Below are 25225 nucleotides of genomic sequence, written 5' to 3'. Positions count from 1 at the left end.
TGACAGTTGTCTCCGTGCGCCGCCCCGCTCGACGTGTCACTCGACGCCGATGAGCAGGGGCGCCGCCTGGCGGCCGCCCCGGTAGACGACCGTGTCGACGGCGAGGTAGCCCTCGCGGACGTGTTCGCTCAGCTCGTCGGCGAGGTCGTCGGGCACGTCCTCCCCCAGGATCAGCGTGACGAGTTCGCCGCCTGCCGACAGCATCCGGTCCAGGACCGTGCGGGCCGTGCCGGGGACGTCCTCCCCGATGACGGCGACGTCCCCGTCGATCAGGCCGAGGATGTCGCCGGCCTGGCAGATGCCCGCCATGGTCCACGACTGCCGTTCGGCGACGGCCAGTTCGGCGTACCGCGTGGCGCCGGCCGCCGACGTCATCGCGACGACGTCCTCGTCGAAGCTGCGGCCGGGTTCATGGACGGCGAGCGCGGCGATGCCCTGGACCGCGGCCCGGGTGGGGACCAGGGCGACGCGGATGCCTTCGCCCCGGGCCTGTTCGGCGGCAGCGGCGGCGGTGTGGCGCAGCTGTGCGTCGTTCGGCAGCAGGACCACCTCCCGGGCGTGCGCCCGGCGGATGGCGTCGACCAGTTCGCCGCTGGCGGGCGGCTCGCCGGGACGTGCCAGCACGGTGGTCGCCCCGGCCTCTGCGCACAGGCCGGAGAGCCCGTCACCGGGTACGACCACGACGACCGCGCGCTGGGCGGGTTCACGGTGGGCCGAGCCCCGGTCGGCGGCGAAGTGCGTGATCCGGATCCGGTAGGGCCGGCCGGCCTCGACCCCGGCCTCGACGGCCGCCCCGGCGTCGTCGACATGGACGTGGACGTTCCACAGGCCGTCGCCGCCGACCACGACGAGCGAGTCCCCCAGGGCGTCGAGCCGGCTCCGCAGCCGGGCGACCGCCTCGTCCGGGGCCTCCAGCAGATAGATGACCTCGAACGCCGGCCCGCTGTCCGGGCCCGCGTCCGCACAGTCGCCGGTCAGCGGAAGGACGTCGGGGGAGGGTGTGACGGCGCGCTCCCGCACACGTCCGCCGACCGCTTCCAGCAGTGCGCCGAGCACGGTCACCAGGCCATGCCCGCCGGCGTCGACGACGCCCGCGCGCCCGAGGACGGCGAGCTGGCCGGGGGTGGCTGCCAGGGCGGTGCGCGCCCCTTCGTAGGCCGCCTGGGCCACCTCCGTGAGCCGGGCGCTCCCGGCGGTGGCCCCGGCCGCCTCGGCGGCGGCGGTGGCGACGGTGAGCACCGTGCCCTCGACGGGATGGGCCACGGCCAGCCGCGCCGCCGCGGCGGCCTCCGTCAGCGCGGTCCGCAGGTGACGGGCGTCACCCGACTCGGACAGCACGGAGGCCATGCCGCGCAGCAGCTGGGCGAGGATGGTCCCGGAGTTGCCCCGGGCCCCGATCAGCGCGCCGTGCGCCATGGCCCGCACGGCGTCGGCGGGTCCGGGCACGGTGGAGCCGGTCTCATGGGCGGCGAAGACCGCCTCGACGGCCGCGGCCGCCGACTCGACGGTGAGGTAGAGGTTGGTGCCGGTGTCCCCGTCCGCGACGGGGTAGACGTTGATGGCGTCGATGGCCGTCCGCTCCCGGCCCAGGGCCTCCAGGGCCAGTGAGCACCAGGTGCGCACCGCGACGGCGTCGAGATCGTCGGGCGACTGCGGCACCTTTGGTCCTCCTTGGGGCGGCCGTGGGGGGCTGGCTGCACCGCAGGGTAGCCCTCGTGCGCGGGCACGGTGGGCGGAGGTGCGGGACGGAGTGCCCGGGGTGCCGTGGTAGTTTCGTATCTCCGACGCAGCCGTTGTATGCTGCTTCGGTTGCCCGACGAGAGTCGGGACATTCCCTCCGGTACCGCCACTTCAGTAAAATGATTCCGGCGCGCCGGAATTCACTGTAAGTGCATCTGAAGTTTTGGAGTGACCCGTGGCTGCCAACTGCGACGTTTGCGGCAAGGGGCCGAGCTTCGGCAACAGCATTTCGCACTCGCACCGCCGTACGTCCCGTCGCTGGAATCCCAACATCCAGCGCGTGCGTGCCGTGGTCGGGCGGACGCCGAAGCGGCTCAACGTCTGCACCTCGTGCATCAAGGCCGGCAAGGTCGCGCGCTGACGTCCCCGTCGTAGCGCAGCCTTCCGGTTGCCCAAAAAGCCGGTCCACCTCGGTGGACCGGCTTTTTGCTGTGCTCCGCGTCAAGTCGTCGCGCCCCTGTTCCCCCGCGCTGCCGGAGCCACGGTCCACGTCCGCCCGGTGGTCTGCCGGGCGGCGTCCTCGCGTTCGCCGGCGCTGACCAGCCCTGTCTCGTACGCGACGATGACGGCCTGGACACGGTCGCGGAGTCCGAGCTTGGCGAGGATGCGGGCGACGTGGGTCTTGACGGTCGTCTCGGCCAGGTGGAGGCGGCCGGCGAGTTCGGCGTTGCTCAGCCCTCGGGCCAGCAGCCCGAGGACCTCCAGTTCGCGCGGGGTGAGCGAGGCGAGGTCGCGGTGGAGGGAGGCGGTGTCGCTGCCACGCCGGGCGAACCGCTGCACGAGACGGCGGGTGATGGCCGGCGCCAGGAGGGCATCGCCGGTACGGACCGTGCGGACGGCCGCGACCAGGTACTCGGGGGTGACGTCCTTGAGGAGGAAGCCGCTGGCTCCGGCGGAGAGCGCCGCGTAGACGTACCGGTCCAGGTCGAAGGTGGTCAGGATGATCACACGGGGTTCGCCGGCCTGGGGAGCGGTGAGAATACGGCGAGTGGCTTCCAGGCCGTCCATCTCGGGCATCCGGATGTCCATCAGGACCACGTCGGGCCGGGTGCGGCGCGCCGCTTCGACGGCTTCGGCCCCGTTCGTCGCCTCGGCGACCACGTCGATGCCGTCGGCGCCGAGGATCATGCGGAATCCGGTACGGACCAGTGTCTGGTCGTCGGCGAGAAGCACACGCAGCGGTTCGGTCACGGTGTCTCCAGGGGTATCAGCGCTTCCACACGGTAGCCGCCGGCCGGGCGTCGGCCGGTGTTCAGGGTCCCGCCGTAGACGGCGAGGCGCTCACGCAGCCCGATCAGGCCCCGGCCGTTCCCGTCGGCCGCGCCGGCGCCCGGGCGCCCACCGGTGTCCGTGACTTCGACCCGGAGCCGGTCGGGTCCGTGGTCGACGGTCACGGCGGCGGTGGCGCCTGAGGCGTGCTTCACGGTGTTGGTCAGGGCTTCCTGGACCACTCGGTAGGCGGCGAGTTCGACGCCGGGCGGGAGGGGGCAGGGCGGGCCGGTCACGGTCAGTTCGACCCGCAGCCCGGTGCCCCGTACCCGCCCGACCAGGGATTCCAGCTGGTCCAGGCCGGGCTGCGGCTCCAGCTCCGCCGCCGGGCCGGCCCCGTCCGCATCCCTGTCGGCCCCCTCGCTGCCCATGGTGAGCAGTCCCATGACGTGGCGCAGCTCGGTCATGGCCGCCCGGCCGCCTGCCTCGACGGCGAGCAGTGCCTCGCCGGCCTGCCCGGGGGAGGTGTTCATGATCTTGCGGGCGGCGCCCGCCTGGATGATCATCACGCTGACGTTGTGCGTGACGACGTCGTGCAGCTCACGGGCGATCCTGGCCCGCTCGTGCTCGACGGCCCGGCGCAGCGCCTCGGCCTGTTCGCGTTCCAGGGCGGAGAGCCGGATGCGCCCCTCGTCGGTGCGGAGTTTCCAGGTGCGCAGGCCGACCGCGGCCACGGCCATCGGGACCAGGATCAGCAGGGCGATGTATTCGTTGGGGACGATCGGGGTGACCGCATTCCCCGAGGTGCCGACCAGGACGACCGACACCGGCAGCGCCGCCAGGGTCGCCGCCCGGTACGGGCTGAACACGGCGGCGCTGTAGACGGCGATGACGAACGCGTAGAAGGTCAGCCGCATGACGCTCTGCGGTGTCGCCAGTGTCGCGGCCGTCACGACGCACAGCACGGCCAGCGGACAGCGGCGGCGCAGCGCCAGGGCACCCGAGGCGGTGGCCGCGAGGATCACCATCAGGGCCAGCCCGCCCGGGCCGGAGGGGCGCGGGATGACAATCTCCACGCCGGGTGCGATCTCACGCAGGACGACGTTGCCGGCGTTGTCGATGCCGTAGTAGACGGTGACGATTCCGAGTGTCAGTGCCACCAGCGCGTCGAACTGCCGGGCGCGACGGGTGAGCCGCAGCGGCGGACCGCTCGGAAGCCTGGCGTCGCGGACCGTCCGGCGGGCGGCTTCCCGCAGCCGCGCCGGCGTCGTACCTACGTCCATCACCGGTTCATTGTCGCCGCCGCGCATCCCGGCGGCGTCCGTCCCCATGGCCATTCCCGCCGGGCCGGATACATCGCCCGCCTACATCGCAGGGATGACGTTTCCGGGTGGGGTCAGCCTGCGGTGCGGGTGAGCCAGCCGTGATCGACGGGGCCGATGCCGCCGCCCAGCGCGAAGCCGGCCCGGATCGCGCCGGTGACGTACTCCTTCGCGCCCCGCACGGCGGTCGGGACGTCCTGGCCGCGGGCGAGTCCGCAGGCGATGGCGGAGGCGAGGGTGCAGCCCGTGCCGTGGGTGTGCCGGTTGTCGAGCCTCGGGGCGCGCAGCCAGTGCTCCTCGCTGCCGTCCGTCAGCAGGTCCACGGCCTCGCCGGGCAGATGGCCGCCCTTGATCACCACCCAGCGCGGTCCGTGGCCGAGGATCTCGGTGGCGGCCCTGCGCATCCCCGGTTCGTCGGTGACGGTGACGCCGGTGAGCTGGGCCACCTCGTCGAGGTTCGGGGTGGCGACCGTGGCGACGGGCAGCAGCTTCGTGCGTACGGAGTCGAGGGCTTCGGCGGCCAGCAGCGGGTCCCCGTGCTTGGAGACCCCGACGGGGTCGACGACGACGGGTGCGCCGGTCCCCGCGAGGAGTTCCGCGACGGTGTCGACGAGCGCGGCCGAGGACAGCATGCCGGTCTTCACCGCCTGGACGCCGATGTCGTCGACGACGCTGCGGTACTGGGCGCGTACGGCGTCCGCCGGCAGCTCCCAGGCTCCCTGCACGCCCAGCGAGTTCTGGGCGGTCACCGCGGTCAGCACGCTCATTCCGTGGGCGCCGAGGGCCAGCATCGTCTTGAGGTCGGCCTGGATGCCCGCACCGCCGCCGGAGTCGGATCCGGCGACGGTGAGGACACGGGGCGGTATCGGGGCAGGTGCGGTCATGCCCCGGAATCTACTGGGCGTCCTCGATGGATCCGAAATGGTCCCAGCCGCCCTTGCTCGTCCAGGGCGCTCCGTCGACGGTGACCTGGGGAAGCGCCGACGGGTTGAGTACCTCTCCGATGACCTTCCAGCGCGCGGGGAGCTTCACGTCGGCGGGGAACGTCGCCACGATCGCGTGGTCCTCCCCCCCGGTCAGCACCCACTGCAAGGGGTCGACCCCGACGGCCTGGCCGATGTCGGACATCTGCGAGGGGATGTCGATGAGCCCGGAGCGCAGGTCTATACGGACCTTGCTGGCCTCGGCGATGTGCCCGAGGTCGGCGACGAGCCCGTCGCTGACGTCGGTCATGGCCGTGGCGCCGAGCCCGGCGGCCGCGGGGCCCGCGTGGTACGGCGGTTCGGGGCGCCGGTGCGCCTCGACGAAGGCGCGAGGCGAGCGGAACCCCCGGGAGAGCACGGCGAATCCGGCGGCGGACCAGCCGAGCCACCCGGTGACGGCGACGACGTCGCCGGGCCGGGCACCGGCCCGGGTGACGGGCTCGTGGTTGCGCAGGTCGCCGAGCGCGGTGATCGCGACGGTGATGGTGTCACCGCCGACGACGTCGCCGCCGACGACGGCCGCACCGGCGACCTGGCACTCGTCACGCAGTCCGTCCATGAGCTCGGCGGCCCAGGTGACCGGCAGGTCGGCCGGTACGACGAGTCCGAGCAGCAGCGCCGTGGGCACCGCGCCCATGGCGGCGATGTCGGCGAGGTTCTGGGCGGCGGCCTTGCGGCCGACGTCGTACGCCGTCGACCAGTCGCGGCGGAAGTGCCGCCCTTCCAGCAGGATGTCCGTACTGGCCACGACCCTGCGGTCGGGAGCGGCCACGACCGCGGCGTCGTCGCCGGGTCCCAGCCGTACCGCCGGAGTGGTGGTGAGCCGGGACGTGAGCTCTCTGATGAGCCCGAACTCCCCCAACTCGCCCACGGTTCCCTTCACCGAGTCTCACCTCTCATCTATCGCACCGGACACCTGTCCGGGCTGCTGCAGCGGCCGGAGGTCCGGACCGTGGGCGGACGGCCCACGGGAGCCGGTGGCCGCGGGGCGTACGGGCGTCACTGTCGCCCTTCCGCACCGGTGGGCTTGCGGTCGCGAGCCCCAACTGCTGTCGGTACCGTCAAGAGATACGTCAACTTCTGTGGTGCGTACGCCACGCTGTGGGCGTCAACCGGCCCGTAGGTCTCCCCTCGGCCCGGGGCGACGCGATAACGTGGCGTCCCTTTCCCCCACATGATCCTCGTGGCCGCCCTGGAGGTTCCGTGGTACAGGCGTACATCCTCATCCAGACCGAGGTGGGCAAGGCGTCGATCGTCGCCGAGACCATCGCAAAGCTCCCGGGAGTGATCCAGGCAGAGGACGTCACAGGCCCCTACGACGTGGTCGTGCGCGCGCAGGCCGACACGGTCGACGCACTCGGCCGCATGGTGGTCGCCAAGGTCCAGCAGGTGGACGGCATCACACGTACCCTGACCTGCCCGGTCGTCCACCTCTGACCCCTGTCTACGCTGGTCCGGTGACTCACACCCGCCGCCGGTCCCCCCGTTCCCGTGTTCTCGCCCCGTCCGCCGCCCTGTGCGTCCTCGCCGTGGCGGGCTGTTCCGGCGGCGGCGACCAGCCCTCGGTGGCGGTTCCCAAGCCGTCGTCGGAGGCCGCCGGGTACTGCGAGGACCTGCACGAGGAGCTGCCGGAGACCGTCGACGATCTGGAACGGAGTGATCCCTCACCGGATTCGGACCTGACCGCCGGCTGGGGGGACGGGGCGATCGTACTGCGCTGCGGTGTCCCCCGGCCCGCGAGGATGGATGATTCCCAGTCGAAGGCCGTCGACGCGGACGGCGTCAACTGGCTGTTGGAGCAACCCGATGACGCTGACGCCGGCCCGCGGTTCACGACCACCTACCGCAAGGCGTATGTCGAGGTGACGCTCGGGACGGAGTACGCCCATGACATCACCCCGTTGTCCGCGTTCGCCGTACCCGTGAAGAAGACGGTCCCCGACAGTCTCTGAGGGCTGTCCCGCGTCGCGGGACAGCCCTCGGCGGCTCAGCGCAGGCCGGTGGAGCGGTTCAGCGCGGAGGTGATCAGCCGGTCGACCAGCTCCGGGTACTCGACGCCGCTCGCCTGCCACATGCGGGGGAACATGGAGATCGGGGTGAAGCCCGGCATGGTGTTGATCTCGTTGATGACGAACGTGCCGTCCTCGGTGAGGAAGAAGTCGGCGCGCACGAGGCCCTCGCACGAGGCCGCCTCGAACGCCTCGACGGCGAGCCGCCGCACCTCGGCGGTCTGCTCCTCGGTGAGCGGTGCGGGCACCAGGCCGGCCGCCGAGTCGATGTACTTGGCCTCGAAGTCGTAGAAGTCGTGCGCGGTGACGGGCGGGATCTCCGCGGGCACGCTGGCGCGCGGTCCGTCCTCGAACTCCAGCACACCGCACTCGATCTCCCGGCCGCGCAGCAGGGACTCCACGAGGAACTTGGGGTCGTGCCGGCGGGCCTCCTCGATCGCCTCGTCGAGCCCGGCCGCGTCGTCGACCTTCGTGATGCCCATGGAGGAGCCGCCGCGGGCGGGCTTGATGAAGAGCGGCCAGCCGTGCTCGGCCGCGAACTCCATGACGCGCTTGCGGGCGGCGGGGCGGTCCGCCTCCCATTCCCGGGGGCGGACGACCTCGTACGGGCCGACCGGCAGCCCGAAGGAGGTGAACACCCGCTTCATGTACTCCTTGTCCTGGCCGACGGCCGAGGACAGCACACCGGCGCCGACGTAGGGGACGCCGGAGAGCTCCAGGAGCCCCTGGAGCGTTCCGTCCTCGCCGTAGGGGCCGTGCAGCATGGGGAAGACGACGTCGACCTCGCCCAGGGCCGTGGGCACCGCACCGGGTTCGCTGACGACGACGTCACGGTTGCCGGGGTCGACGGAGAGCGTCACCGCGCCCTGCGTGGAGTCGGCCAGCTGGTCCACGTCGGGCACCTGCCGGTCCGTGATGGCCATGCGGGCCGGGTCGTCGGACGTGAGGGCCCAACGTCCGTCCCTCGTGATGCCGATCGGCAGGACGTCGTACTTCGTCCGGTCGATGGCGCTCATGATGGCACCGGCCGTGACGACCGAGATGCCGTGTTCGGAGCTTCGGCCGCCGAACACGACGGCCACGCGCGGCTTGCGGCCCGGCTCGGAGCTCCGCTCGGAGCTCAGCGGGCTCTCAGGGCTCTGGGGGAGGTTCTGGCTGCTCATATCGCGATGAGCGTACCTGCTGGTAGGGCTCGAGTCAGCGTCGCTCGGGCTTGGCGCTGCGCGACATCAGTTCCTTGAGGGCGACCACCGGCGGCTTGCCCTCGTGGACGATGCCGACGACCGTCTCGGTGATGGGCATGTCGACGCCGTGCCTGCGCGCCAGATCGAGCACGGATTCGCAGGACTTGACGCCCTCGGCGGTCTGGCTCGTGACGGCGACGGTCTCCTGGAGGGTCATCCCCCGCCCGAGGTTCGTGCCGAAGGTGTGGTTGCGCGAGAGCGGTGAGGAGCACGTCGCCACCAGGTCGCCGAGTCCGGCCAGACCGGAGAAGGTGAGCGGGTCGGCCCCCATGGCGAGTCCCAGCCGGGTGGTCTCGGCGAGGCCGCGGGTGATGAGGGAGCCCTTGGCGTTGTCACCGAGGCCCATGCCGTCGGCGATGCCCACGGCGAGACCGATGACGTTCTTCACTGCGCCGCCGAGCTCGCAGCCGACCACGTCGGTGTTGGTGTACGGCCGGAAGTACGGGGTGTGGCAGGCGGCCTGGAGGCGCTGGGCGACGTTCTCGTCCGAGCAGGCGACGACGGCGGCCGCGGGGCGGCGTTCGGCGATCTCCTTGGCGAGGTTGGGGCCGGTGATGACGGCGATCCGGTCCGGGGTGACCTCGGTGACGTCCTGGATGACCTCGCTCATCCGCTTGGCGGTGCCGAGTTCGACGCCCTTCATCAGGGAGACGAGCACCGTGCCGGGCTCCAGATGCCGCGACCAGTCCGCGAGGTTGGCGCGCAGGGTCTGCGAGGGCACGACGAGGACCGCGAAGTCGGCGCCGCGCAAGGCCTCGGCGGCGTCGGTCGTGGCCCGGACCGAGGCGGGCAGTTCCACGCCCGGCAGGTAGCCCGGGTTGGTGCGGGTGGTGTTGACGGCCTCGGCGACCTCGGCGCGGCGTCCCCAGAGGGTGACCTCGCAGCCGGCGTCGGCGAGCACCATGGCGAAGGCCGTACCCCATGAGCCGGTTCCGAAGACGGCCGCCTTCGCGGGGTGCGTCACGTCGTTCCCTTTCCCTCTGCCTTGCGCCGCTGTTCGGCGCGGGCCTTGCGGTGATCGTAGAGCTCGGCGGGGGCCTTCTCGCCGCGTACGTCCTCGAGCTGGGCGGTGATCGCGGCCATGATGGTCTCGGTGGCCCGGCGCAGGACGTCGGGTGTCGGTTCGAGGCCGTAGTAGCGGGAGAGGTCGACCGGCGGACCGGCCTGCACCCGCAGGGTCTTACGGGGGAACAGCTGGAGCTTGTTCTCCTCGGCGTAGGGCGGCATCGCCAGGTTGGCGCCCCACTGGGCGACGGGGATGACCGGGGCCTTGGTCATCAGCGCGACCCGGGCGGCACCGGTCTTGCCGGCCATCGGCCACATGTCGGGGTCGCGGGTGAGCGTGCCTTCCGGATAGAAGGCGACGCACTCGCCCCGCTCGATGGCGTCCACCGCGGCGCGGAAGGCGTCGAGGGCGTTCGTCGTCTCCCGGTAGACGGGGATCTGGCCGGTGCCGCGCAGGATCATTCCGACGAAAGGCGTCCTGAAGAGTCCGGCCTTCGCGAGGAGCCGCGGAACGCGTCCGGTGTTGTACTGGAAATGCCCGTACGACAGCGGGTCCAGATAGGAGTTGTGGTTGACCGCGGTGATGAATCCGCCATCGGCCGGAATGTGTTCCATTCCCCGCCAGTCGCGCTTGAACAGAACCACCAGGGGCGGTTTTGCGATGACCGCCGCCAGGCGGTACCAGAAGCCGATTCTGCGGCGGGACACTCGGACGCCTTCCTCTAGGAACTCAGCTGCGCGGGCTCGGGCGGTGCTGCCTCGCCCCTGGGCCCCTGCTGTGTGGAGAACACCGTACGCCTCACCCGTGGGGGCGGACCTCCGGGTCGTCGTACCGGCAGGCGAGAATAAGGGCTGATGCGTACGGAGGGGGAGATCGCCACGAACACCGACCCGACCGGCCCCTGGTCCCTGGTCGTCCCGCTGAAACCGCTCGTACGGGCCAAGAGCAGGCTCGGCCGGGCGGTGGGCGGGGATCTGCGTCCGCGCCTGGCCCTGGCGTTCGCGCAGGACACCGTGTCGGCCGCGCTGTCCTGCCCGGCGGTGCGGGATGTGGTGGTCGTCACGGACGACCCGGTGGCCGGAGCGGCGCTGGCGGCGCTCGGCGCGCGGACGGTGGCCGACACCCCGGCGGCCGGTCTCGACGCGGCGATGGAGCACGGTGCCCGGTCGGCGCGCGGCCGGCGCGGGGGTGCGGCGGTGGCCGTGCTCAACGCGGATCTGCCCGCGCTGCGTCCGGATGATCTGGCGCGGGTGCTCGAATTCTCCGCGGTATTTCCCCGCGCATTTGTCGGTGACGCACAGGGAATCGGCACCACATTTCTTTCCGCGGCACCCGGGGTGGAATTGCGGCCGGCCTTCGGCGGGGCGTCGAGGGCGCGGCACCTGGCGTCGGGGGCTGTGGAGATCTCGCTGCCGGGAATCGATTCGGTCCGCAGGGACGTGGACACGGGCGACGACCTGGAGGCCGCGCTGGCACTGGGAGTGGGGCGGTTCACCGCCGCGCTGGCGGCCCCCGTGGCGCCTGCCGCGGACCGATAGGCTGCCGCTCATGCAGGCGACCTCGTTCACGTACGACTCCGAGACCCGCACCGGCAGCGTGCTGCTCGACGACGGCACCCCGGTGGACTTCGACGCACCCGCGTTCGACGCGGGAGGGCTGCGGCTGCTGCGCCCGGGGCAGCGGGTGCGGATCGAGACCGAGGGCGAGGGCGCCTCGCTGCGGATCACCCTGGTGACGCTGCAGACGCTCTGAGGGCGCCCCCTGAACAGCCCGCGGGCCGGGCTCCCCGAGGGGAGCCCGGCCCGGCGCGTATGAGGAACGAGCGGTGCCCGGTCTCACTTCTTGCGTGCGGTGACCTTCTTGGCTGTGGTCTTGCGTGCCGTGGTCTTCTTCGCGGGCGCCTTCTTCGCCGTGGTCTTCTTGGCGGGCGCCGTCTTGGCGGCGACGGTCTTCTTGGTGGCCGTCGTCTTCTTCGCCGGGGCCGTCTTCTTCGCCGCCGCGGTGGTCTTCTTGGCCGCCGTGGTGGTCTTCTTGGCGGTGGTCTTCTTCGCCGGGGCCGTCTTCTTCGCCGCCGTGGTCTTCTTGGCCGCCGTGGCCTTCTTGGCGGTGGCCTTCTTCGCGGCCGCCTTCGCCGTCGTACGGGTGGAAGAACCGCCCGAGAGGCTGCCCTTGGGGGCCTTCTTCACGGCCACGTCGTTCTTGGGGAGCTTCTTGGAGCCGCTCACCAGGTCCTTGAAGCCCTGTCCCGCACGGAAACGGGGCACGGAGGTCTTCTTGACCCGTACGCGCTCACCCGTCTGCGGGTTGCGGGCGTACCGGGCGGGGCGGTCGACCTTCTCGAACGAGCCGAAGCCGGTGACCGAGACACGGTCCCCCGCGACAACCGCACGGACGATCGCGTCGAGTACCACGTCGACAGCGTCTGCGGCCTGCTGACGGCCGCCGACCTTGTCGGCAATCGCTTCTACGAGCTGCGCCTTGTTCACGTCTTCCCCTTCGGAGACATTGCCGGAACGAAACTGTTCAGGCTTTTTCGCACGTTAGGCAGATATATACCGCAAATCAAACACGAAACGGGCTAATCACCCTAGTGCCGCAACGAAGTCGACCGCTGCGCTGTCCGCAGAGTCAGTCACCTTCGGGGAATCGGCCCTCGTCGAGGTCCTTCATCAACCGGTCCAGACGCCTTGCCGCGCCTGGGAGATCGTGCTTAGCCGCGGCCGTGACGACCAGCAGCTTCCGGGACAGCGCCATCCGTACGCCCTCCGGGACTTGCAGTTCGCGCACCTTTGCGTGTGCTTCTTTCAATCGGTCGGCGACTTGGCCATAGAGCTCGAGTTGGCTGTCGCGTTCCATGCACCGATTGTGCCATCTGGGGCGAGTTGTCGCCCGAGGGGGTCTCAACAAGCGACTGCGCCCCCTGCCTACCGGCAGGGGGCGCAGTTCGGGAAAAGCGCTGCTCAGGCGTCAATTGTACGCGGCTTGTGGGACGGCCTGGCCGCCTCGTAAGTCGCAATGTCCGCTTCGTTCTGAAGGGTGAGGCTGATGTCGTCGAGGCCGTTCAGCAGCCGCCAGCGGGCGTTCTCGTCGAGCTCGAAGTCGGCCGTGATTCCATCCGCGAGCACCTGCCGCTTCTCCAGGTCGACGGTCACCTCGGCCGTCGGGTCGGCCTCGGTCAGCTCCCAGAGGCTGTCGACGACCTTCTGGTCGAGGACGACGGTCAACAGACCGTTCTTCAGGGAGTTGCCACGGAAGATGTCGGCGAAGCGGGAGGAGATGACGGCCTTGAAGCCGAAGTTCTGCAGGGCCCAGACCGCGTGCTCACGCGAGGAGCCCGTGCCGAAGTCGGGACCGGCCACCAGGACCGAGGCGCCCTTGCGCTCGGGGCGGTTGAGGACGAAGTTCTCGTCCTTGCGCCAGGCCTCGAAGAGCCCGTCCTCGAAGCCGTCGCGGGTGACCTTCTTCAGCCAGTGCGCGGGGATGATCTGGTCGGTGTCGACGTTGCTGCGGCGCAGCGGGACGGCCCGGCCGGTGTGTGCGGTGAATGCTTCCATGACTCTCAGACTCCGGCGGGCGTACGGTCGTCGGACAGATCGGCGGGCGAGGCCAGATGGCCCAGCACGGCGGTGGCGGCGGCGACCTGCGGGGAGACCAGGTGGGTGCGGCCGCCCTTGCCCTGCCTGCCCTCGAAGTTCCGGTTCGAGGTGGAGGCGGAGCGCTCACCGGGGGCCAGCTGGTCGGGGTTCATGCCGAGGCACATCGAGCAGCCCGCGTGCCGCCATTCGGCGCCGGCGGCGGTGAAGACCTTGTCCAGGCCCTCCTCGACCGCCTGCAGGGCGACCCGGACGGAGCCCGGGACGACCAGCATCCGTACGCCGTCGGCGACTTTGCGGCCGTCCAGGATCGAGGCCGCGTTGCGCAGGTCCTCGATGCGCCCGTTCGTGCAGGAACCTACGAACACCGTGTCCACGTTGATCTCACGCAGCGGCTGGCCGGCGGTCAACCCCATGTACTCCAGGGCCTTTTCGGCGGCGTAGCGCTCCGAGGCGTCCTCGTACGAAGCGGGGTCGGGGACGTTGGCCGACAGGGGCGCGCCCTGGCCGGGGTTGGTGCCCCAGGTGACGAACGGCGCGAGCTCGGCGCCGTCGATGAAGACCTCGGCGTCGAAGACGGCGTCGTCGTCGGTGCGGAGCGTCTTCCAGTACTCCACCGCCGCGTCCCACTCCTCGCCCTCGGGGGCGTGGTCGCGTCCCCGCAGGTAGTCGAAGGTGGTCTCGTCGGGGGCGATCATGCCCGCGCGGGCGCCGGCCTCGATCGACATGTTGCAGATGGTCATCCGGGCTTCCATCGAGAGCTTCTCGATGGCGGAGCCGCGGTATTCGAGGATGTAGCCCTGGCCGCCGCCGGTGCCGATCCGGGCGATGATGGCCAGGATGAGATCCTTGGCGGTGACGCTGTCGGGGAGTTCGCCCTCGACCGTGATCGCCATGGTCCTGGGACGGGCCAGCGGCAGCGTCTGGGTGGCCAGGACGTGCTCGACCTGGCTGGTGCCGATACCGAAGGCCAGCGCCCCGAACGCGCCGTGGGTGGAGGTGTGCGAGTCGCCGCAGACGACCGTGGTGCCGGGCTGGGTCAGGCCCAGCTGGGGGCCGACCACGTGCACGACGCCCTGCTCGACATCTCCCAGCGGGTGCAGCCGGACGCCGAACTCCGCGCAGTTCTTGCGCAGGGTCTCCAGCTGGGCGCGGGAGACCGGGTCGGCGATCGGCTTGTCGATGTCGAGGGTCGGGGTGTTGTGGTCCTCGGTGGCGATGGTGAGGTCGAGACGCCGCACCGGCCGGCCGGCCTGGCGCAGGCCGTCGAAGGCCTGCGGGCTGGTCACCTCGTGCAGCAGGTGCAGATCGATGAAGAGAAGGTCGGGCTCGCCATCGGCGCGCCGGACGACGTGGTCGTCCCAGACCTTCTCCGCGAGTGTCCTACCCATCGCTTTCCCTCCGGCCGGCGTCTTCGCCGGCCCAACTAGAGATTCGGGTGCCGCCGTCCGGACCCCCGAGCGGGGCGGTGGCCGCGGGCCGTTGTAAGGCCGCACGTACAGGTTCGCAACTTCCGGGGAAAATTGAACTTGCGTTTCACAGAGTGAGACGCGAGTATCGTCGTATGGACAACTCTAGCGGCGTCGGCGTTCTCGACAAGGCAGCTCTGGTATTGAGCGCCCTGGAGTCCGGTCCGGCCACCCTCGCCGGGCTGGTCGCGGCGACAGGGCTCGCACGGCCCACGGCACACCGTCTGGCCGTGGCACTCGAACACCACCGCATGGTGGCGAGGGACATGCAGGGCCGTTTCATTCTCGGCCCCCGGCTCGCGGAGCTCGCGGCCGCGGCCGGCGAGGACCGCCTCCTGGCGACGGCCGGCCCCGTACTCACACATCTGCGCGACATCACCGGCGAGAGCGCGCAGCTCTACCGCCGGCAGGGCGACATGCGGATCTGCGTGGCCGCGGCGGAGCGGCTGTCCGGACTGCGGGACACCGTGCCGGTCGGCTCCACGCTCACGATGAAGGCGGGTTCCTCCGCCCAGATCCTGATGGCCTGGGAGGAGCCGGAGCGCCTGCACCGGGGCCTGCAAGGGGCCCGTTTCACCGCGACGGCCCTCTCGGGCGTACGGCGGCGGGGCTGGGCCCAGTCGATCGGCGAGCGTGAGCCGGGCGTGGCCTCGGTCTCGGCCCCGGTCCGTGGACCGTCGAACCGGGTGGTCGCCGCGGTGTCCGTCTCCGGGCCGATCGAGCGCCTCACCCGCCACCCGGGCCGCATGCACGCGCAGGCCATCATCGACTCGGCAGCACGGCTGAGCGAGGCCCTGCGCCGCACAGGCTGAAGCCCGCGCCGCGAGTCGTCGCCGCTCCTACTCCTTCACCGAGGCCGCCCCAGCGCCGTGGCGGCCCCCTTCCTCCGGTGTCAGCTCCCCGGAAACCCCCCGTGTCCGCTCCCCGGACCCCGCGGTGTCCGCTCCCCGGATGCGAGGCGGCCGGCCGCCCGGCGGCCCCTCTTTCTCCAGCGGCAGCACACCGGTCACCCGCCGCAGGCCGCGTATCGGCGTAGATCGTTCGTACGACCCCTCGGGCATGAGACAGGTCTCGTGCCACGGCCCCACATGCTGCCGGGACTTCCTCTCCTCGTGGGTGACCCTCGTCGCATCATTGGAGAGCCCGACTCATTGGAGAGCCCGACTGTCCAAGGGTGGGATGGTGGCGCCACCCAGCGGGCGGCACGAGGGAAGGCACAGAGGATGCGGCTGTCGGAACTGAGTGAGCGGAGCGGTGTCTCCACCGCGACGATCAAGTACTACCTGCGCGAGCGGCTGCTCCCCGCCGGCGCCCGGATCAGCGCCACACAGGCCGACTACGACGAGAGCCATCTGCGCCGGCTGCGCCTGGTGCGGGCCCTGCTCCAGGTCGGAGGCCTTCCGGTGGCCACGGCCCGCGAGGTGCTGGCGCACGTCGACGACGAGTCGCTGGGCCGGACGATCCGCCTGGGTGCCGCTCTGTGGGCACTGCCCCACGGCCCCGAGCCCGACGAGGACGCGCCGGAGACCGCCACCGCGCGCGCCGAAGTCGCCCGGCTGCTCACGGAACTCGGCTGGACCACGGCACTGGAGCTCGGCGAACTCTCCCCCGTACACCGCTCGCTGGTGGCCTCGCTGGCCACGCTCATCCGCCTCGGCCACCCCTGCGATGTGGCGTACCTCGCCCAACAGGCCCGCCTCATGCGGGAGGTGGCGGTGCGGGACCTGGACGCGCTGGAGCAATTCCCCACGGAGGCCGAGCGGGTGGAGGCCGCCGTGGCGTCGGCCGTGCTGTACGAGCCGCTGCTTGCGTCGCTGCGCAGGCTGGCCCAGGCGGAGGAGTCCGCACAGCGGTACGGGCTCTGAGGGGCGCACACCAGAAAGGCCCTCCACCGGGGTGAAGGGCCTTTCTGTACTGCTGTGTTGTACCCCCGACCGGATTCGAACCGGCGCTACTGCCGTGAGAGGGCAGCGTGCTAGGCCGCTACACAACGGGGGCGTGGTTACTGCTGACTTGCGCTGGGCTACCAGGACTCGAACCTAGAATGACGGTACCAGAAACCGTAGTGTTGCCAATTACACCATAGCCCATGGTGAAGTACCCCCGACCGGATTCGAACCGGCGCTACTGCCGTGAGAGGGCAGCGTGCTAGGCCGCTACACAACGGGGGCCCTAGCGATCCTGCATCGAGTACGTGGGTGCGACCCAGACGTTCTCGCGGGAAGGATCTGTACCCCCGACCGGATTCGAACCGGCGCTACTGCCGTGAGAGGGCAGCGTGCTAGGCCGCTACACAACGGGGGCTTGTTACTTCGGTCTTGCGCTGGGCTACCAGGACTCGAACCTAGAATGACGGTACCAGAAACCGTAGTGTTGCCAATTACACCATAGCCCACTGAAACGCAACCCCTGGGGGTTCTGTTTCTGTCTGCGCTTCCCGGCCGGATCTTTCGGCCCGCTCGGGTGGCGCAGGAAGAACATTACCTGAAGGTGTCCGGCGCTCCAAAACGGGTATTGCGCGCCAGCAGGCCGGGAAGCTCATCCAGGCCCGTGATGCGCACGAGCTCGGGGCGCCCGCCCAGCCCCTCACGGTCCAGCCAGATCCCCGTCAGGCCGGCGGCCACCGCGCCGCCCGCGTCGATGTCGGGTTCGTTCCCGACGTACGCCACCTCGTGCGGAGCGAGCTCAAGCACTTCACAGGCGGCGTGGAACGCTCCCGCATCGGGCTTGGAGACACCCAGCTCGACCGCGCACACCACGGCCTCGAAGCGGTCCCGCACCCCGAGGGCGCGCAGCTTGCGGTCCTGGTTGTGGATGCTGGAGTTGGACAGGACGGCATGGCGGAAGCTTCCCGCCAGCCGGTCCAGGACCGGCACGGTGTCCGGGAAGAGCGCCCAGGCGGCCTCGTAGTGGATGACGTGCCGGCCGAACCACTCGTCGGCTTCGGCGTCGCTCAGCGACCGCCCGAGAAACGCGCGTACGCGCTCCCTTCGCTGCCCCTGGAAGTCGAGCTCCCCGGCGGCGAAACGCGCCCACTGCACGTCCGTGATGGCCTTCCAGGCGTCGAGGGCACGTTCCAGGGAGTCGTACCCCTTGGGGAAGCCCTCGTGCTCCAGATGCTTGCGCATCCCGGTGCGGTCGGCGGCCGAGTAGTCGAAGATCGTGTCGTCGATGTCCCAGAGAACCGCTCGGATCGGCATGCCGGCCAGATTACCGGCGCGTGCGCCACATGCCGACGGGGTGGCCGCCCCGGCTCGGGCGGCCACCCCGTCGTGTGAACCGGGCGCTAGGCGGCGAGCTTCGCCAGCGCCGCGTCGATGCGGGCGATCGTCTTCTCGCGGCCCAGGATCTCCAGGGACTCGAAGAGCGGGAGCCCGACCGTGCGGCCGGTGACGGCGACGCGGACCGGGGCCTGCGCCTTGCCGAGCTTCAGACCGTGCTTCTCACCGGCGGTGAGGACGGCCGTCTTGAGCGCCTCGGCGTTCCACTCGGCGGCGGTCAGCTCGGCGCGGGCGGTGACGAGCAGGGCGTCGGAGCCCTCCTTCATGGCCTTCGTCCAGGACGCCTCGTCGTGGACGGGCTCGTCCAGGAAGAGGAAGTCGACGTTGGCCGTGATGTCCGAGAGGACCGTCACACGGGTCTGGGCGTGCGGGGCGATCTCTGCGAACTGCTCCGCGTCGAAGGCCTCGGGCGCCCAGGGGGCGAAGGGGGCCTTCAGCCAGGGGCCGCAGGCCTCGGTGAAGGTCTTCACGTCGAGCATGCGCAGGTGCTCGGCGTTGATGTGCTCGGCCTTCTTCAGGTCGAAGCGCGCCGGGTTGGCGTTGACATCGGCGATGTCGAACGCGGCGACCAGCTCGTCACGGCCGAAGATGTCGCGGTCCTCGGCGATCGACCAGCCCAGCAGCGAGAGGTAGTTGAGCAGCCCCTCCGGCAGGAAGCCACGCTCGCGGTAGAGGTTGAGCGAGGCCTGCGGGTCACGCTTGGAGAGCTTCTTGTTGCCCTCCCCCATGACGTACGGGAGATGGCCGAAGGCCGGGGTGTCCTTGGCGACGCCCAGCTCGATGAGCGCCCGGTAGAGGGCGATCTGGCGCGGGGTGGAGGAGAGCAGGTCCTCGCCGCGCAGGACGTGGGTGATCTCCATCAGGGCGTCGTCGACCGGGTTGACGAGCGTGTAGAGGGGGGCGCCGTTGGCACGGACGATGCCGTAGTCCGGGACGTTCTCCGGCTGGACCGTGATGTCGCCGCGGACCAGGTCCGTGAAGGTGATCGCCTCGTCGGGCATCCGGAAGCGGACGATAGAGGTGCGCCCCTCGGCCTCGTACGCGGCCTTCCGCTCGTCGCTCAGGTCGCGGCAGTGGCCGTCGTAACCCGAGGGCTTGCCGGCCGCCCGCGCGGCGTCGCGGCGGGTGTCGAGCTCCTCGGTGGTGCAGTAGCAGTGGTACGCGTGCCCGGCGGCCAGGAGCTTCTCGGCGACGTCCTTGTAGAGGTCCATGCGCTGCGACTGGCGGTACGGGGCGTGCGGGCCGCCGACCTCGGGACCCTCGTCCCAGTCCAGGCCGAGCCAGCGCATCGAGTCGAGCAGCTGACCGTAGGACTCCTCGGAGTCACGGGCCGCGTCGGTGTCCTCGATACGGAAGACCAGGGTGCCCTGGTGGTGCCGGGCGAAGGCCCAGTTGAAGAGAGCCGTCCGGACCAGGCCGACGTGAGGGTTACCGGTCGGGGAGGGACAGAAACGGACGCGGACAGGTGCGTTAACCACGCTTGATCACCTTGTTGGTGAGAGTGCCGATGCCTTCGATGGTGACGGCGACCTCGTCGCCGACGTGCAGGGGGCCCACCCCTGCGGGGGTTCCCGTGAGGATCACGTCGCCCGGGAGCAGCGTCATGGCTTCCGAGATGTGGACGACCAGGTCCTCGACGGAGCGGACCATGTCGCTCGTACGGCCGAGCTGGCGCTGCTCGCCGTTGACCGTGGCCTGGATGGCCAGGTTGCCGGGGTCGAGGTCGGTCTCCACCCAGGGGCCGAGCGGGCAGGAGGTGTCGAAGCCCTTCGCCCTGGCCCACTGGCTCTCACGCCGCTGGACGTCGCGCGCGGTGACGTCGTTGGCGCAGGTGTAGCCGAAGATGACGTCCTTGACACGCGCGCGTGGGACCTCGCGGCACATACGGCCGATCACCACGGCCAGCTCGGCCTCGTGGTGCAGCTCCTCGGAGAAGGAGGGGTATTCGATGGAGTCGCCGGAGCCGATCACCGAGGTGGTGGGCTTGAAGAAGGCGACGGGCACATCCGGGACCTCGTTGCCCAGTTCGGCGGCGTGTTCCGCGTAGTTGCGGCCGATGGCCACGACCTTGTTGGGAAGCACGGGCGGCAGCAGCCGGACCTTCTTCAGCGGGACCTTGGTCCCGGAGAGCTCGAAGTCGGCGTACGGGATGCCCTTGATGATGTCGAGGACGAGGCTGTCGGGGCTGTCGCCCTCGACCGCGCCGAAGGCGACATTGCCGTCGATGGAGAACCTGGCGATGCGCACGGGATGCTGTCGCCCCTCACTTGCTGGCTGGCTGAAGACTGACGCTCCAGGCTAGCGCGCGTGAGAGGCCGGGCCTCGCGCATTACCGCCGGGGGCGGGCCACTACTTCGCCGCCGCGACCGGGGCTTCCATGAGGATGGTGCGGCGCGGGTTGGCCGTCTGGGTGGGCAGATCGACGGCGTGCTCCCGCTGCTCCGGCGTCTGCGGCGCCTCGGCGTCCTCGATGTGCGCCAGCGTGGTGCGCCGGGGGTTGGCGATGTTGCGGAAAATCATCGTCGTCTTCATCTGCCGTATGGGTCCTTGCCGCTGGGGCGCTGCCCGGAGGTGCGCCGGTTGTCGGATTCGCTATCCCTGTAAAGCGCCAGGCTAAACATCCGATTCCCCGCCTTGGCCGGGATGAGACGGCGATCATCATGTGAGTTTGCTCACGAACTTGGTGACAAAACACCCATTGCAGGCAGTCGATCATGGGCCGCGAACCCGACAATACGGCTCTGAATCCCCTATTCCGCTCCCGATCATGGCGTCTGGGACACCGGTCGCACCTTGGGTCCTCACCCCTAATTGACCGGTTTGACCCTGTACACGCTCCACACCTTGTCACCCTGTCATCACACCGTGTCATCCAGGTCACAGCCCGGTACGCGGGCCTTGTTGGAGATCCTCCACTGTGCTGGAATTCCACGCACCGCCGCGGGTTTCAGGCCCAGCGCGCAGGGGCGCAACGCAGCGCCGAGTGGCGGCGGGAGGGGGAAGTACGCCGGTCACTCACGACCACCATGGGGCGCGTCCAGCGCCCCACGACGCCGACACCGTCCCGTCGCGTATGCGCGAAGGGACGCCTGGTCCAGAGGTTGCGACGCTAGTGCAGGGACGTTTCAAGAGGGATGGCATGGGGTCGCCCCAGCCCCGCCAGGGCCGAGGGGAAACTCCGGCGGATCAGGAGCCGCGCGGCGGGAACGACCGCGGTTCCTCGCCCCAGCACGCCCAGAATCCCGGTGCGTCCGGTGACGGCGGCGACCGCGCCCAGCGCTCCGGCACGACGAGCATCGGCAGCGCGGAGGCCACGCCGCCGCCCCTGAAGCCGGTCGGTCCCACCTCCGCCGGTTCACGGCTGGCGCTGCGCAACTGGCGCATCAGCACCCGTCTGGTCTCCCTGCTCGCCCTCCCCGTGGTCGCGGCGACCACCCTGGGCGGACTGCGGATCAACGAGTCCATGAACGACATGGACCAGCTGGAGCACATGCAGCTCCTGACCCAGATGACCAAGAAGGCGACCGCGCTCGCCAACGCGCTCCAGGAGGAGCGCGACAAGTCGGCCGGCCCGCTGTCGAACGGCGTGAAGGCGACCGACTACAAGGTCACCCAGCCCCGGGAGCGCACCGACCGAGCCAAGGCCGCCTTCTTCGAGGCGACCGACGAGATCGGCAACACCCCCGGCGACGCGGCCCTGGACAGCATCCACGCGAGCGTCAGCCAGATCGGCACGCAGCTGGGCAACATCACCAGCATCCGCAAGGACGCGTACGCCGGGAACAGCCCGAGTCTCAACACGATCGACCAGTACAGCCAGCTGATCACGTCGCTGCTGAGCCTTTCGCAGGACATGGCGCAGGCCACCAGCAGCCCGGAGATGATCAAGCGGACGCGTGCGCTGGCCGCCTTCTCCTCCTCGAAGGAGTACGCCTCCGTCGAGCGCGCCATCATCGCCGCGGCACTGCCGGGCGGCGACAGCACCAAGACGCACCTGAACGACAACGACCAGGCGTTCGGCCGCAACGCCCTCGGCAAGGCGAGCACGACCCTCAAGACCTTCGAGACGACCTACGAGTCCACCGGCAAGAGCTCCGCCGAGCTGCTGGCGCCGCTGGACAACGGGAATCCCGAGATAACCGCCGCCGACATGTACGCGAAGAAGGTGCTCGACAGCCCCCTGGGCATGGAGGGCAGCGGCAAGACGCGTACGTACATGGACTGGTACGACCAGAGCTCCAACAAGCTCGTGGCCATGAAGACCATCGAGCAGACGCTCCTCGGTGAGATGGAGAGCAAGGCCCGCGAGCTCAAGGAGGAGTCGCAGCGCGACGCGATCCTCAACGGTGCGATCATCCTGATCGTCCTCGGTGTGTCGCTGGTCGGCGCCTTCGTCGTGGCGCGGTCCATGATCCGCTCCCTGCGACGGCTGCAGGACACCGCGACCCGGGTCGCCCAGGACCGGCTGCCCGAGCTCGTCCGCCAGCTCTCCGAGACGGACCCGCAGGACGTCGACACCTCCGTCGAGTCGGTCGGTGTGCACTCCCGGGACGAGATCGGCCAGGTGGCCGCGGCCTTCGACGACGTGCACCGCGAGGCGGTCCGACTGGCCGCCGAGCAGGCGCTGCTGCGAGGCAACGTCAACGCGATGTTCACCAACCTCTCGCGCCGCAGCCAGGGGCTCATCCAGCGTCAGCTCTCGCTCATCTCCGAACTGGAGTCCCGCGAGGCCGACCCGGACCAGCTGTCCTCGCTCTTCAAGCTCGACCACCTCGCGACCCGCATGCGCCGTAACGGCGAGAACCTCCTCGTCCTCGCGGGCGAGGAGCCCGGCCGCCGCTGGACCCGCCCCGTGCCGCTGGTCGACGTGCTCCGTGCCGCCGCCTCCGAGGTGGAGCAGTACGAACGCATCGAACTGGCCGCGGTGCCCGCCACCGAGGTCGCCGGCCGCGTCGTCAACGACCTCGTGCACCTCCTCGCCGAGCTGCTGGAGAACGCCACGTCGTTCTCCTCGCCGCAGACGAAGGTCCGCGTCACCGGTCACGCGCTGCCCGACGGCCGTGTGCTCGTCGAGATCCACGACACCGGCATCGGCCTCTCCCCCGAGGACCTGGCCGCGATCAACGAGCGGCTCGCCTCGCCGCCCACCGTGGACGTCTCGGTCTCCCGCCGCATGGGTCTCTTCGTGGTCGGCCGGCTGTCCCTGCGTCACGGCATCCGCATCCAGCTGCGGCCCTCCGACTCCGGAGGTACGACCGCACTGGTCATGCTGCCCATGGAGGTCGCGCACGGCGGCAAGCAGCCGTCGAAGCCGGGCCAGCAGGGCAAGGGCCCGCAGGGCGGCGCCCCGGGCGGGCTCCTCGCCGGCGCCGGCGCTCCGGCCGCGGGCGGCCAGCGTCCCGGGCTCTCCGGTCCTCCCGCGGCTCCGGCCAAGGGTCTGGGCTCGGCCGCCCCGCGCGGCCAGGTCGGCGCGGGCTCGGCCCCCCGGGCCGCGCTGCCCACGCGTGACGGCGGACTGCCCACGCGTGACAGCGGACCGCGTCCGCCGCAGCAAGGACCCGGCCAGCAGAACCCGGGCCAGCAGGGACCCGGCCTGCCCGGCCAGGGCCGTTCCGACGCTCCCCGCCAGGGCGGCGGCCTCGCCGGTGCCTTCGCCGGCGGCGCCCGGCCTGGCGCACGCCCCCCGCAGGACCCCTCGGCCGGTGCCGACTCGGGCCGGCCCAACCTCTTCGGCCACTCCGGCCAGCAGAGCGGCCAGCCCGGACGTCAGGCTCCGCAGCCGCAGCAGGCCCAGCTCGGCCAGGGCAACCAGCCCGGCCAGGGCGGCCCGCAGCAGCCCGGCGGCCCCGGCCGCCAGCTGCCGCCCTCCGGCGGCCCCCGGGCCGAGCTGCCCGGCGGCAACCCGCAGCCTCAGCGCCCGCAGAGCACGAGCTGGGGTGTCGAGGAGCAGGGTGCCCCCCGGAGCACGCAGCCGGACTCGCCGCGTGGTCACGAGGAGCACGAGGCAGGCCGGTTCACCCGGCCGGGCACCTCCGGCCCGAACCAGCCGTTCAGCCCGCCGAACCAGCGTCCGCCGATGAACGACCGTCAGGGCCCCGGGGCCACCGCGGAGTTCGCCCGCCCGGACTTCTCGGCACCGCAGGCACCGCAGGCTCCTCACGTCCCGCAGGGGGACCCGGCGAGCACCGCGCAGTTCGCCCGCCCGGACTTCAACGCCCCGATGCCGCAGGACCAGGGCTTCGGCAACCGCCCCCAGCAGGACCAGGGCTTCGGTGCCCAGGGCCCGCAGGCCCCGGCACCGCGCCGCCGCGACAACGCCGACTTCGGCGCACCGCGTCCGCCGGCCCCCTCCGCGGGTGAACTGCCGCAGCGCCCGGCCCTGCCGCAGCAGCCCGGGGAGCTGCCGCCGGCCGGTCCCGGTGACGGGCGTACGCCGCTGTACGACACGCTGGAGACGAACTGGTTCCACGGACCGCAGCAGGGTGGCCAGCAGCCGCCCGCCGCGGAGCCGCAGGCACCGGCCGCTCCCCAGCCCGCCGGCACCCCGCCTCCGCCCATGCCGCGGCGTGGTGCGGCCGACACCGGAGCCACCAGTTCATGGCGTGCTTCGCCCAACGACGACCTCGTGCGGCAGGCGGAGCGGGTCAAGAAGCCCGCCGCCGGCGGGATCACCACTTCCGGACTGCCGCGCCGTGTCCCACGTGCCAATTTGGTGCCGGGCACTGCTCAACAGCAGAATCATCAGTCCGGACCTCAGGTTTCGCGTGCGCCGGATGACGTACGCGGGCGTCTCACCAATCTCCGCCGGGGCATCCAGCAGGGACGACAGGCCAACACCGGCTCGTCTACCGGCAGTTTCCAACTCGGCCCCACTCACCAGCAGGAGCGTTAGTTGAGCCCCATGAGTCAGGCCGCGCAGAATCTGAACTGGCTGATCACCAATTTCGTGGACAACACCCCGGGGGTGTCCCACACGGTGGTGGTCTCCGCGGATGGCCTGCTGCTGGCGATGTCCGAAGGTTTCCCGCGCGACCGCGCCGACCAGCTGGCGGCTGTCGCCTCCGGTCTGACGTCGCTGACCGCGGGTGCTTCACGGATCTTCGAAGGCGGCGCCGTGAGCCAGACGGTCGTGGAGATGGAGAGAGGTTTCCTCTTCCTCATGTCCGTCTCCGACGGCTCGTCACTCGCCGTCCTCGCCCACCCGGACGCGGACATCGGTCTGGTGGGGTACGAGATGGCACTCCTCGTAGACCGAGCGGGGACCGTCCTCACCCCTGATCTCCGTGCCGAACTACAAGGAAGTCTGCTCCACTAGACGGCCATGCGGCAGCCACTTGACGCGATCCCCCCAGGTACTACTCAAAACCCT

25 protein-coding genes and 5 tRNA genes are annotated in these 25225 nt (G+C 70.8%); 9 read left to right on the top strand and 21 right to left on the bottom strand.

What is annotated here, in order from left to right; genetic code table 11:
* Positions 1–36 precede the first annotated feature (36 nt).
* Positions 37–1659, bottom strand: coding sequence for a DAK2 domain-containing protein (locus ACIQM3_RS06560; RefSeq protein ID WP_401619550.1), 1623 nt, complete (start codon positions 1657–1659; stop codon positions 37–39).
* Positions 1660–1915: 256 nt separating this feature from the next.
* On the opposite strand from ACIQM3_RS06560, the gene rpmB reads away from it, so the two are divergent.
* Positions 1916–2101 carry a 50S ribosomal protein L28 gene (gene rpmB / locus ACIQM3_RS06555; RefSeq protein WP_003965989.1) on the top strand — a complete coding sequence of 62 codons (186 nt, stop codon included), beginning with the start codon at positions 1916–1918 and terminating at the stop codon, positions 2099–2101.
* Between the two features lie 80 nt (positions 2102–2181).
* Here rpmB and ACIQM3_RS06550 read toward each other — a convergent pair whose 3' ends face one another.
* From ACIQM3_RS06550 to ACIQM3_RS06535, 4 genes are all read right to left on the bottom strand, one after another.
* A complete protein-coding gene (locus tag ACIQM3_RS06550; protein WP_401619547.1) occupies positions 2182–2931 on the bottom strand; it encodes a response regulator in 750 nt (249 codons plus the stop codon).
* Positions 2928–4232: a sensor histidine kinase gene (locus ACIQM3_RS06545; RefSeq protein ID WP_401620032.1), complete on the bottom strand. Its 1305-nt coding sequence runs from the start codon at positions 4230–4232 to the stop codon at positions 2928–2930. The genes ACIQM3_RS06550 and ACIQM3_RS06545 overlap by 4 nt, the downstream gene beginning before the upstream one ends.
* 113 nt (positions 4233–4345) lie before the next feature.
* Positions 4346–5155, bottom strand: coding sequence for a bifunctional hydroxymethylpyrimidine kinase/phosphomethylpyrimidine kinase (gene thiD, locus ACIQM3_RS06540; protein ID WP_401619544.1), 810 nt, complete (start codon positions 5153–5155; stop codon positions 4346–4348).
* 10 nt (positions 5156–5165) lie between these two features.
* Positions 5166–6137 (bottom strand): thiamine-phosphate kinase, encoded by a 972-nt coding sequence (locus tag ACIQM3_RS06535; protein ID WP_362931441.1) that lies wholly within the window; start codon positions 6135–6137, stop codon positions 5166–5168.
* A gap of 320 nt (positions 6138–6457) precedes the next feature.
* Here ACIQM3_RS06535 and ACIQM3_RS06530 point away from each other — a divergent pair, with 320 nt between their 5' ends.
* Positions 6458–6691, top strand: a complete 234-nt coding sequence (locus ACIQM3_RS06530) for an Lrp/AsnC ligand binding domain-containing protein (RefSeq protein WP_014153840.1) — start codon at positions 6458–6460, stop codon at positions 6689–6691.
* Positions 6692–6711: 20 nt separating this feature from the next.
* Positions 6712–7206 carry a DUF3515 domain-containing protein gene (locus tag ACIQM3_RS06525; RefSeq protein ID WP_401619541.1) on the top strand — a complete coding sequence of 165 codons (495 nt, stop codon included), beginning with the start codon at positions 6712–6714 and terminating at the stop codon, positions 7204–7206.
* A gap of 35 nt (positions 7207–7241) precedes the next feature.
* On the opposite strand, the gene ACIQM3_RS06520 is transcribed toward ACIQM3_RS06525, so the two are convergent.
* From ACIQM3_RS06520 to ACIQM3_RS06510, 3 genes are read right to left on the bottom strand one after another with little or no spacing between them, the layout of a single operon-like run.
* Complete coding sequence (locus tag ACIQM3_RS06520) at positions 7242–8426, bottom strand: D-alanine--D-alanine ligase family protein (protein ID WP_401619538.1); 1185 nt, start codon at positions 8424–8426, stop codon at positions 7242–7244.
* Positions 8427–8460: 34 nt separating this feature from the next.
* Positions 8461–9471, bottom strand: a complete 1011-nt coding sequence (locus ACIQM3_RS06515) for an NAD(P)H-dependent glycerol-3-phosphate dehydrogenase (protein ID WP_401619535.1) — start codon at positions 9469–9471, stop codon at positions 8461–8463.
* Positions 9468–10220: a lysophospholipid acyltransferase family protein gene (locus tag ACIQM3_RS06510; RefSeq protein WP_401619533.1), complete on the bottom strand. Its 753-nt coding sequence runs from the start codon at positions 10218–10220 to the stop codon at positions 9468–9470. Before ACIQM3_RS06510 ends, ACIQM3_RS06515 begins: the two co-directional genes overlap by 4 nt.
* Positions 10221–10367: 147 nt before the next feature.
* On the opposite strand from ACIQM3_RS06510, the gene cofC reads away from it, so the two are divergent.
* Both cofC and ACIQM3_RS06500 read left to right on the top strand, forming a co-directional pair.
* Positions 10368–11051, top strand: a complete 684-nt coding sequence (cofC, locus tag ACIQM3_RS06505) for a 2-phospho-L-lactate guanylyltransferase (protein WP_401619530.1) — start codon at positions 10368–10370, stop codon at positions 11049–11051.
* A 10-nt stretch (positions 11052–11061) separates the two neighbouring features.
* A complete protein-coding gene (locus ACIQM3_RS06500; RefSeq protein ID WP_147959669.1) occupies positions 11062–11265 on the top strand; it encodes a hypothetical protein in 204 nt (67 codons plus the stop codon).
* Positions 11266–11348: 83 nt separating this feature from the next.
* Here the strand turns inward: ACIQM3_RS06500 and ACIQM3_RS06495 are convergent, their stop codons facing one another.
* The 4 genes from ACIQM3_RS06495 to leuC all read right to left on the bottom strand — a co-directional run bounded on the left by ACIQM3_RS06495 (position 11349) and on the right by leuC (position 14497).
* Positions 11349–11999: an HU family DNA-binding protein gene (locus ACIQM3_RS06495; RefSeq protein WP_401619527.1), complete on the bottom strand. Its 651-nt coding sequence runs from the start codon at positions 11997–11999 to the stop codon at positions 11349–11351.
* 142 nt (positions 12000–12141) lie between these two features.
* Positions 12142–12369: a hypothetical protein gene (locus ACIQM3_RS06490; protein WP_033303999.1), complete on the bottom strand. Its 228-nt coding sequence runs from the start codon at positions 12367–12369 to the stop codon at positions 12142–12144.
* Between the two features lie 104 nt (positions 12370–12473).
* Positions 12474–13067, bottom strand: a complete 594-nt coding sequence (gene leuD / locus ACIQM3_RS06485) for a 3-isopropylmalate dehydratase small subunit (RefSeq protein ID WP_393763849.1) — start codon at positions 13065–13067, stop codon at positions 12474–12476.
* Positions 13068–13072: 5 nt separating this feature from the next.
* Positions 13073–14497, bottom strand: coding sequence for a 3-isopropylmalate dehydratase large subunit (gene leuC, locus ACIQM3_RS06480; protein WP_401619523.1), 1425 nt, complete (start codon positions 14495–14497; stop codon positions 13073–13075).
* 173 nt (positions 14498–14670) lie between these two features.
* Between leuC and ndgR the strand changes: the two genes are divergently transcribed.
* Together ndgR and ACIQM3_RS06470 are read left to right on the top strand one after the other, a co-directional pair.
* The gene (ndgR, locus tag ACIQM3_RS06475) at positions 14671–15387 is read left to right on the top strand and encodes an IclR family transcriptional regulator NdgR (protein ID WP_033303994.1); all 717 of its coding nucleotides are present in this window, start codon (positions 14671–14673) and stop codon (positions 15385–15387) included.
* 411 nt (positions 15388–15798) lie between these two features.
* Complete coding sequence (locus tag ACIQM3_RS06470; protein ID WP_401619520.1) at positions 15799–16440, top strand: MerR family transcriptional regulator; 642 nt, start codon at positions 15799–15801, stop codon at positions 16438–16440.
* A 60-nt stretch (positions 16441–16500) separates the two neighbouring features.
* Here ACIQM3_RS06470 and ACIQM3_RS06465 read toward each other — a convergent pair.
* From ACIQM3_RS06465 to ACIQM3_RS06425, 9 genes are all read right to left on the bottom strand, one after another.
* Positions 16501–16573, bottom strand: a tRNA-Glu gene (locus tag ACIQM3_RS06465).
* A gap of 20 nt (positions 16574–16593) precedes the next feature.
* Positions 16594–16665: transfer RNA gene (locus ACIQM3_RS06460), tRNA-Gln, on the bottom strand.
* A gap of 8 nt (positions 16666–16673) precedes the next feature.
* Positions 16674–16746, bottom strand: a tRNA-Glu gene (locus tag ACIQM3_RS06455).
* Positions 16747–16806: 60 nt separating this feature from the next.
* Positions 16807–16879, bottom strand: a tRNA-Glu gene (locus ACIQM3_RS06450).
* Between the two features lie 19 nt (positions 16880–16898).
* Positions 16899–16970: transfer RNA gene (locus ACIQM3_RS06445), tRNA-Gln, on the bottom strand.
* Between the two features lie 85 nt (positions 16971–17055).
* Positions 17056–17775 carry an HAD family hydrolase gene (locus tag ACIQM3_RS06440; protein WP_401619517.1) on the bottom strand — a complete coding sequence of 240 codons (720 nt, stop codon included), beginning with the start codon at positions 17773–17775 and terminating at the stop codon, positions 17056–17058.
* Positions 17776–17861: 86 nt separating this feature from the next.
* Positions 17862–19334, bottom strand: coding sequence for a glutamate--tRNA ligase (gltX, locus tag ACIQM3_RS06435; RefSeq protein WP_401619514.1), 1473 nt, complete (start codon positions 19332–19334; stop codon positions 17862–17864).
* Positions 19327–20103: a fumarylacetoacetate hydrolase family protein gene (locus ACIQM3_RS06430; RefSeq protein WP_401619512.1), complete on the bottom strand. Its 777-nt coding sequence runs from the start codon at positions 20101–20103 to the stop codon at positions 19327–19329. The genes gltX and ACIQM3_RS06430 overlap by 8 nt, the downstream gene beginning before the upstream one ends.
* A 102-nt stretch (positions 20104–20205) precedes the next feature.
* Positions 20206–20388 (bottom strand): hypothetical protein, encoded by a 183-nt coding sequence (locus ACIQM3_RS06425; protein ID WP_401619509.1) that lies wholly within the window; start codon positions 20386–20388, stop codon positions 20206–20208.
* A 607-nt stretch (positions 20389–20995) separates the two neighbouring features.
* Here ACIQM3_RS06425 and ACIQM3_RS06420 point away from each other — a divergent pair.
* Together ACIQM3_RS06420 and ACIQM3_RS06415 are read left to right on the top strand one after the other, a co-directional pair.
* Positions 20996–24748: a nitrate- and nitrite sensing domain-containing protein gene (locus ACIQM3_RS06420; protein ID WP_401619506.1), complete on the top strand. Its 3753-nt coding sequence runs from the start codon at positions 20996–20998 to the stop codon at positions 24746–24748.
* Between the two features lie 9 nt (positions 24749–24757).
* A complete protein-coding gene (locus ACIQM3_RS06415) occupies positions 24758–25171 on the top strand; it encodes a roadblock/LC7 domain-containing protein (RefSeq protein ID WP_024495006.1) in 414 nt (137 codons plus the stop codon).
* Positions 25172–25225: the final 54 nt, after the last annotated feature.

It is taken from the genome of Streptomyces sp. NPDC091271 (genome assembly GCF_044757505.1).
In the GTDB taxonomy this organism is placed as follows: domain Bacteria; phylum Actinomycetota; class Actinomycetes; order Streptomycetales; family Streptomycetaceae; genus Streptomyces.
The sequence above is the reverse complement of the archived record's forward strand: the minus strand, read 5'-3'. Positions and strand labels throughout refer to the sequence as shown.

Excerpts from the sequence above, each read along its gene's own strand:
- ACIQM3_RS06545 (WP_401620032.1), bottom strand. The coding sequence starts at position 4,232 with ATGGACGTAGGTACGACGCCGGCGCGGCTGCGGGAAGCCGCCCGCCGG.
- thiD (WP_401619544.1), bottom strand. The coding sequence starts at position 5,155 with ATGACCGCACCTGCCCCGATACCGCCCCGTGTCCTCACCGTCGCCGGA.
- ACIQM3_RS06520 (WP_401619538.1), bottom strand. The coding sequence starts at position 8,426 with ATGAGCAGCCAGAACCTCCCCCAGAGCCCTGAGAGCCCGCTGAGCTCC.
- cofC (WP_401619530.1), top strand. The coding sequence starts at position 10,368 with ATGCGTACGGAGGGGGAGATCGCCACGAACACCGACCCGACCGGCCCC.
- ACIQM3_RS06500 (WP_147959669.1), top strand. The coding sequence starts at position 11,062 with ATGCAGGCGACCTCGTTCACGTACGACTCCGAGACCCGCACCGGCAGC.
- ACIQM3_RS06490 (WP_033303999.1), bottom strand. The coding sequence starts at position 12,369 with ATGGAACGCGACAGCCAACTCGAGCTCTATGGCCAAGTCGCCGACCGA.
- leuD (WP_393763849.1), bottom strand. The coding sequence starts at position 13,067 with ATGGAAGCATTCACCGCACACACCGGCCGGGCCGTCCCGCTGCGCCGC.
- leuC (WP_401619523.1), bottom strand. The coding sequence starts at position 14,497 with ATGGGTAGGACACTCGCGGAGAAGGTCTGGGACGACCACGTCGTCCGG.
- ndgR (WP_033303994.1), top strand. The coding sequence starts at position 14,671 with ATGGACAACTCTAGCGGCGTCGGCGTTCTCGACAAGGCAGCTCTGGTA.
- ACIQM3_RS06470 (WP_401619520.1), top strand. The coding sequence starts at position 15,799 with ATGCGGCTGTCGGAACTGAGTGAGCGGAGCGGTGTCTCCACCGCGACG.
- ACIQM3_RS06440 (WP_401619517.1), bottom strand. The coding sequence starts at position 17,775 with ATGCCGATCCGAGCGGTTCTCTGGGACATCGACGACACGATCTTCGAC.
- ACIQM3_RS06425 (WP_401619509.1), bottom strand. The coding sequence starts at position 20,388 with ATGAAGACGACGATGATTTTCCGCAACATCGCCAACCCCCGGCGCACC.
- ACIQM3_RS06420 (WP_401619506.1), top strand. The coding sequence starts at position 20,996 with ATGGGGTCGCCCCAGCCCCGCCAGGGCCGAGGGGAAACTCCGGCGGAT.
- ACIQM3_RS06415 (WP_024495006.1), top strand. The coding sequence starts at position 24,758 with ATGAGTCAGGCCGCGCAGAATCTGAACTGGCTGATCACCAATTTCGTG.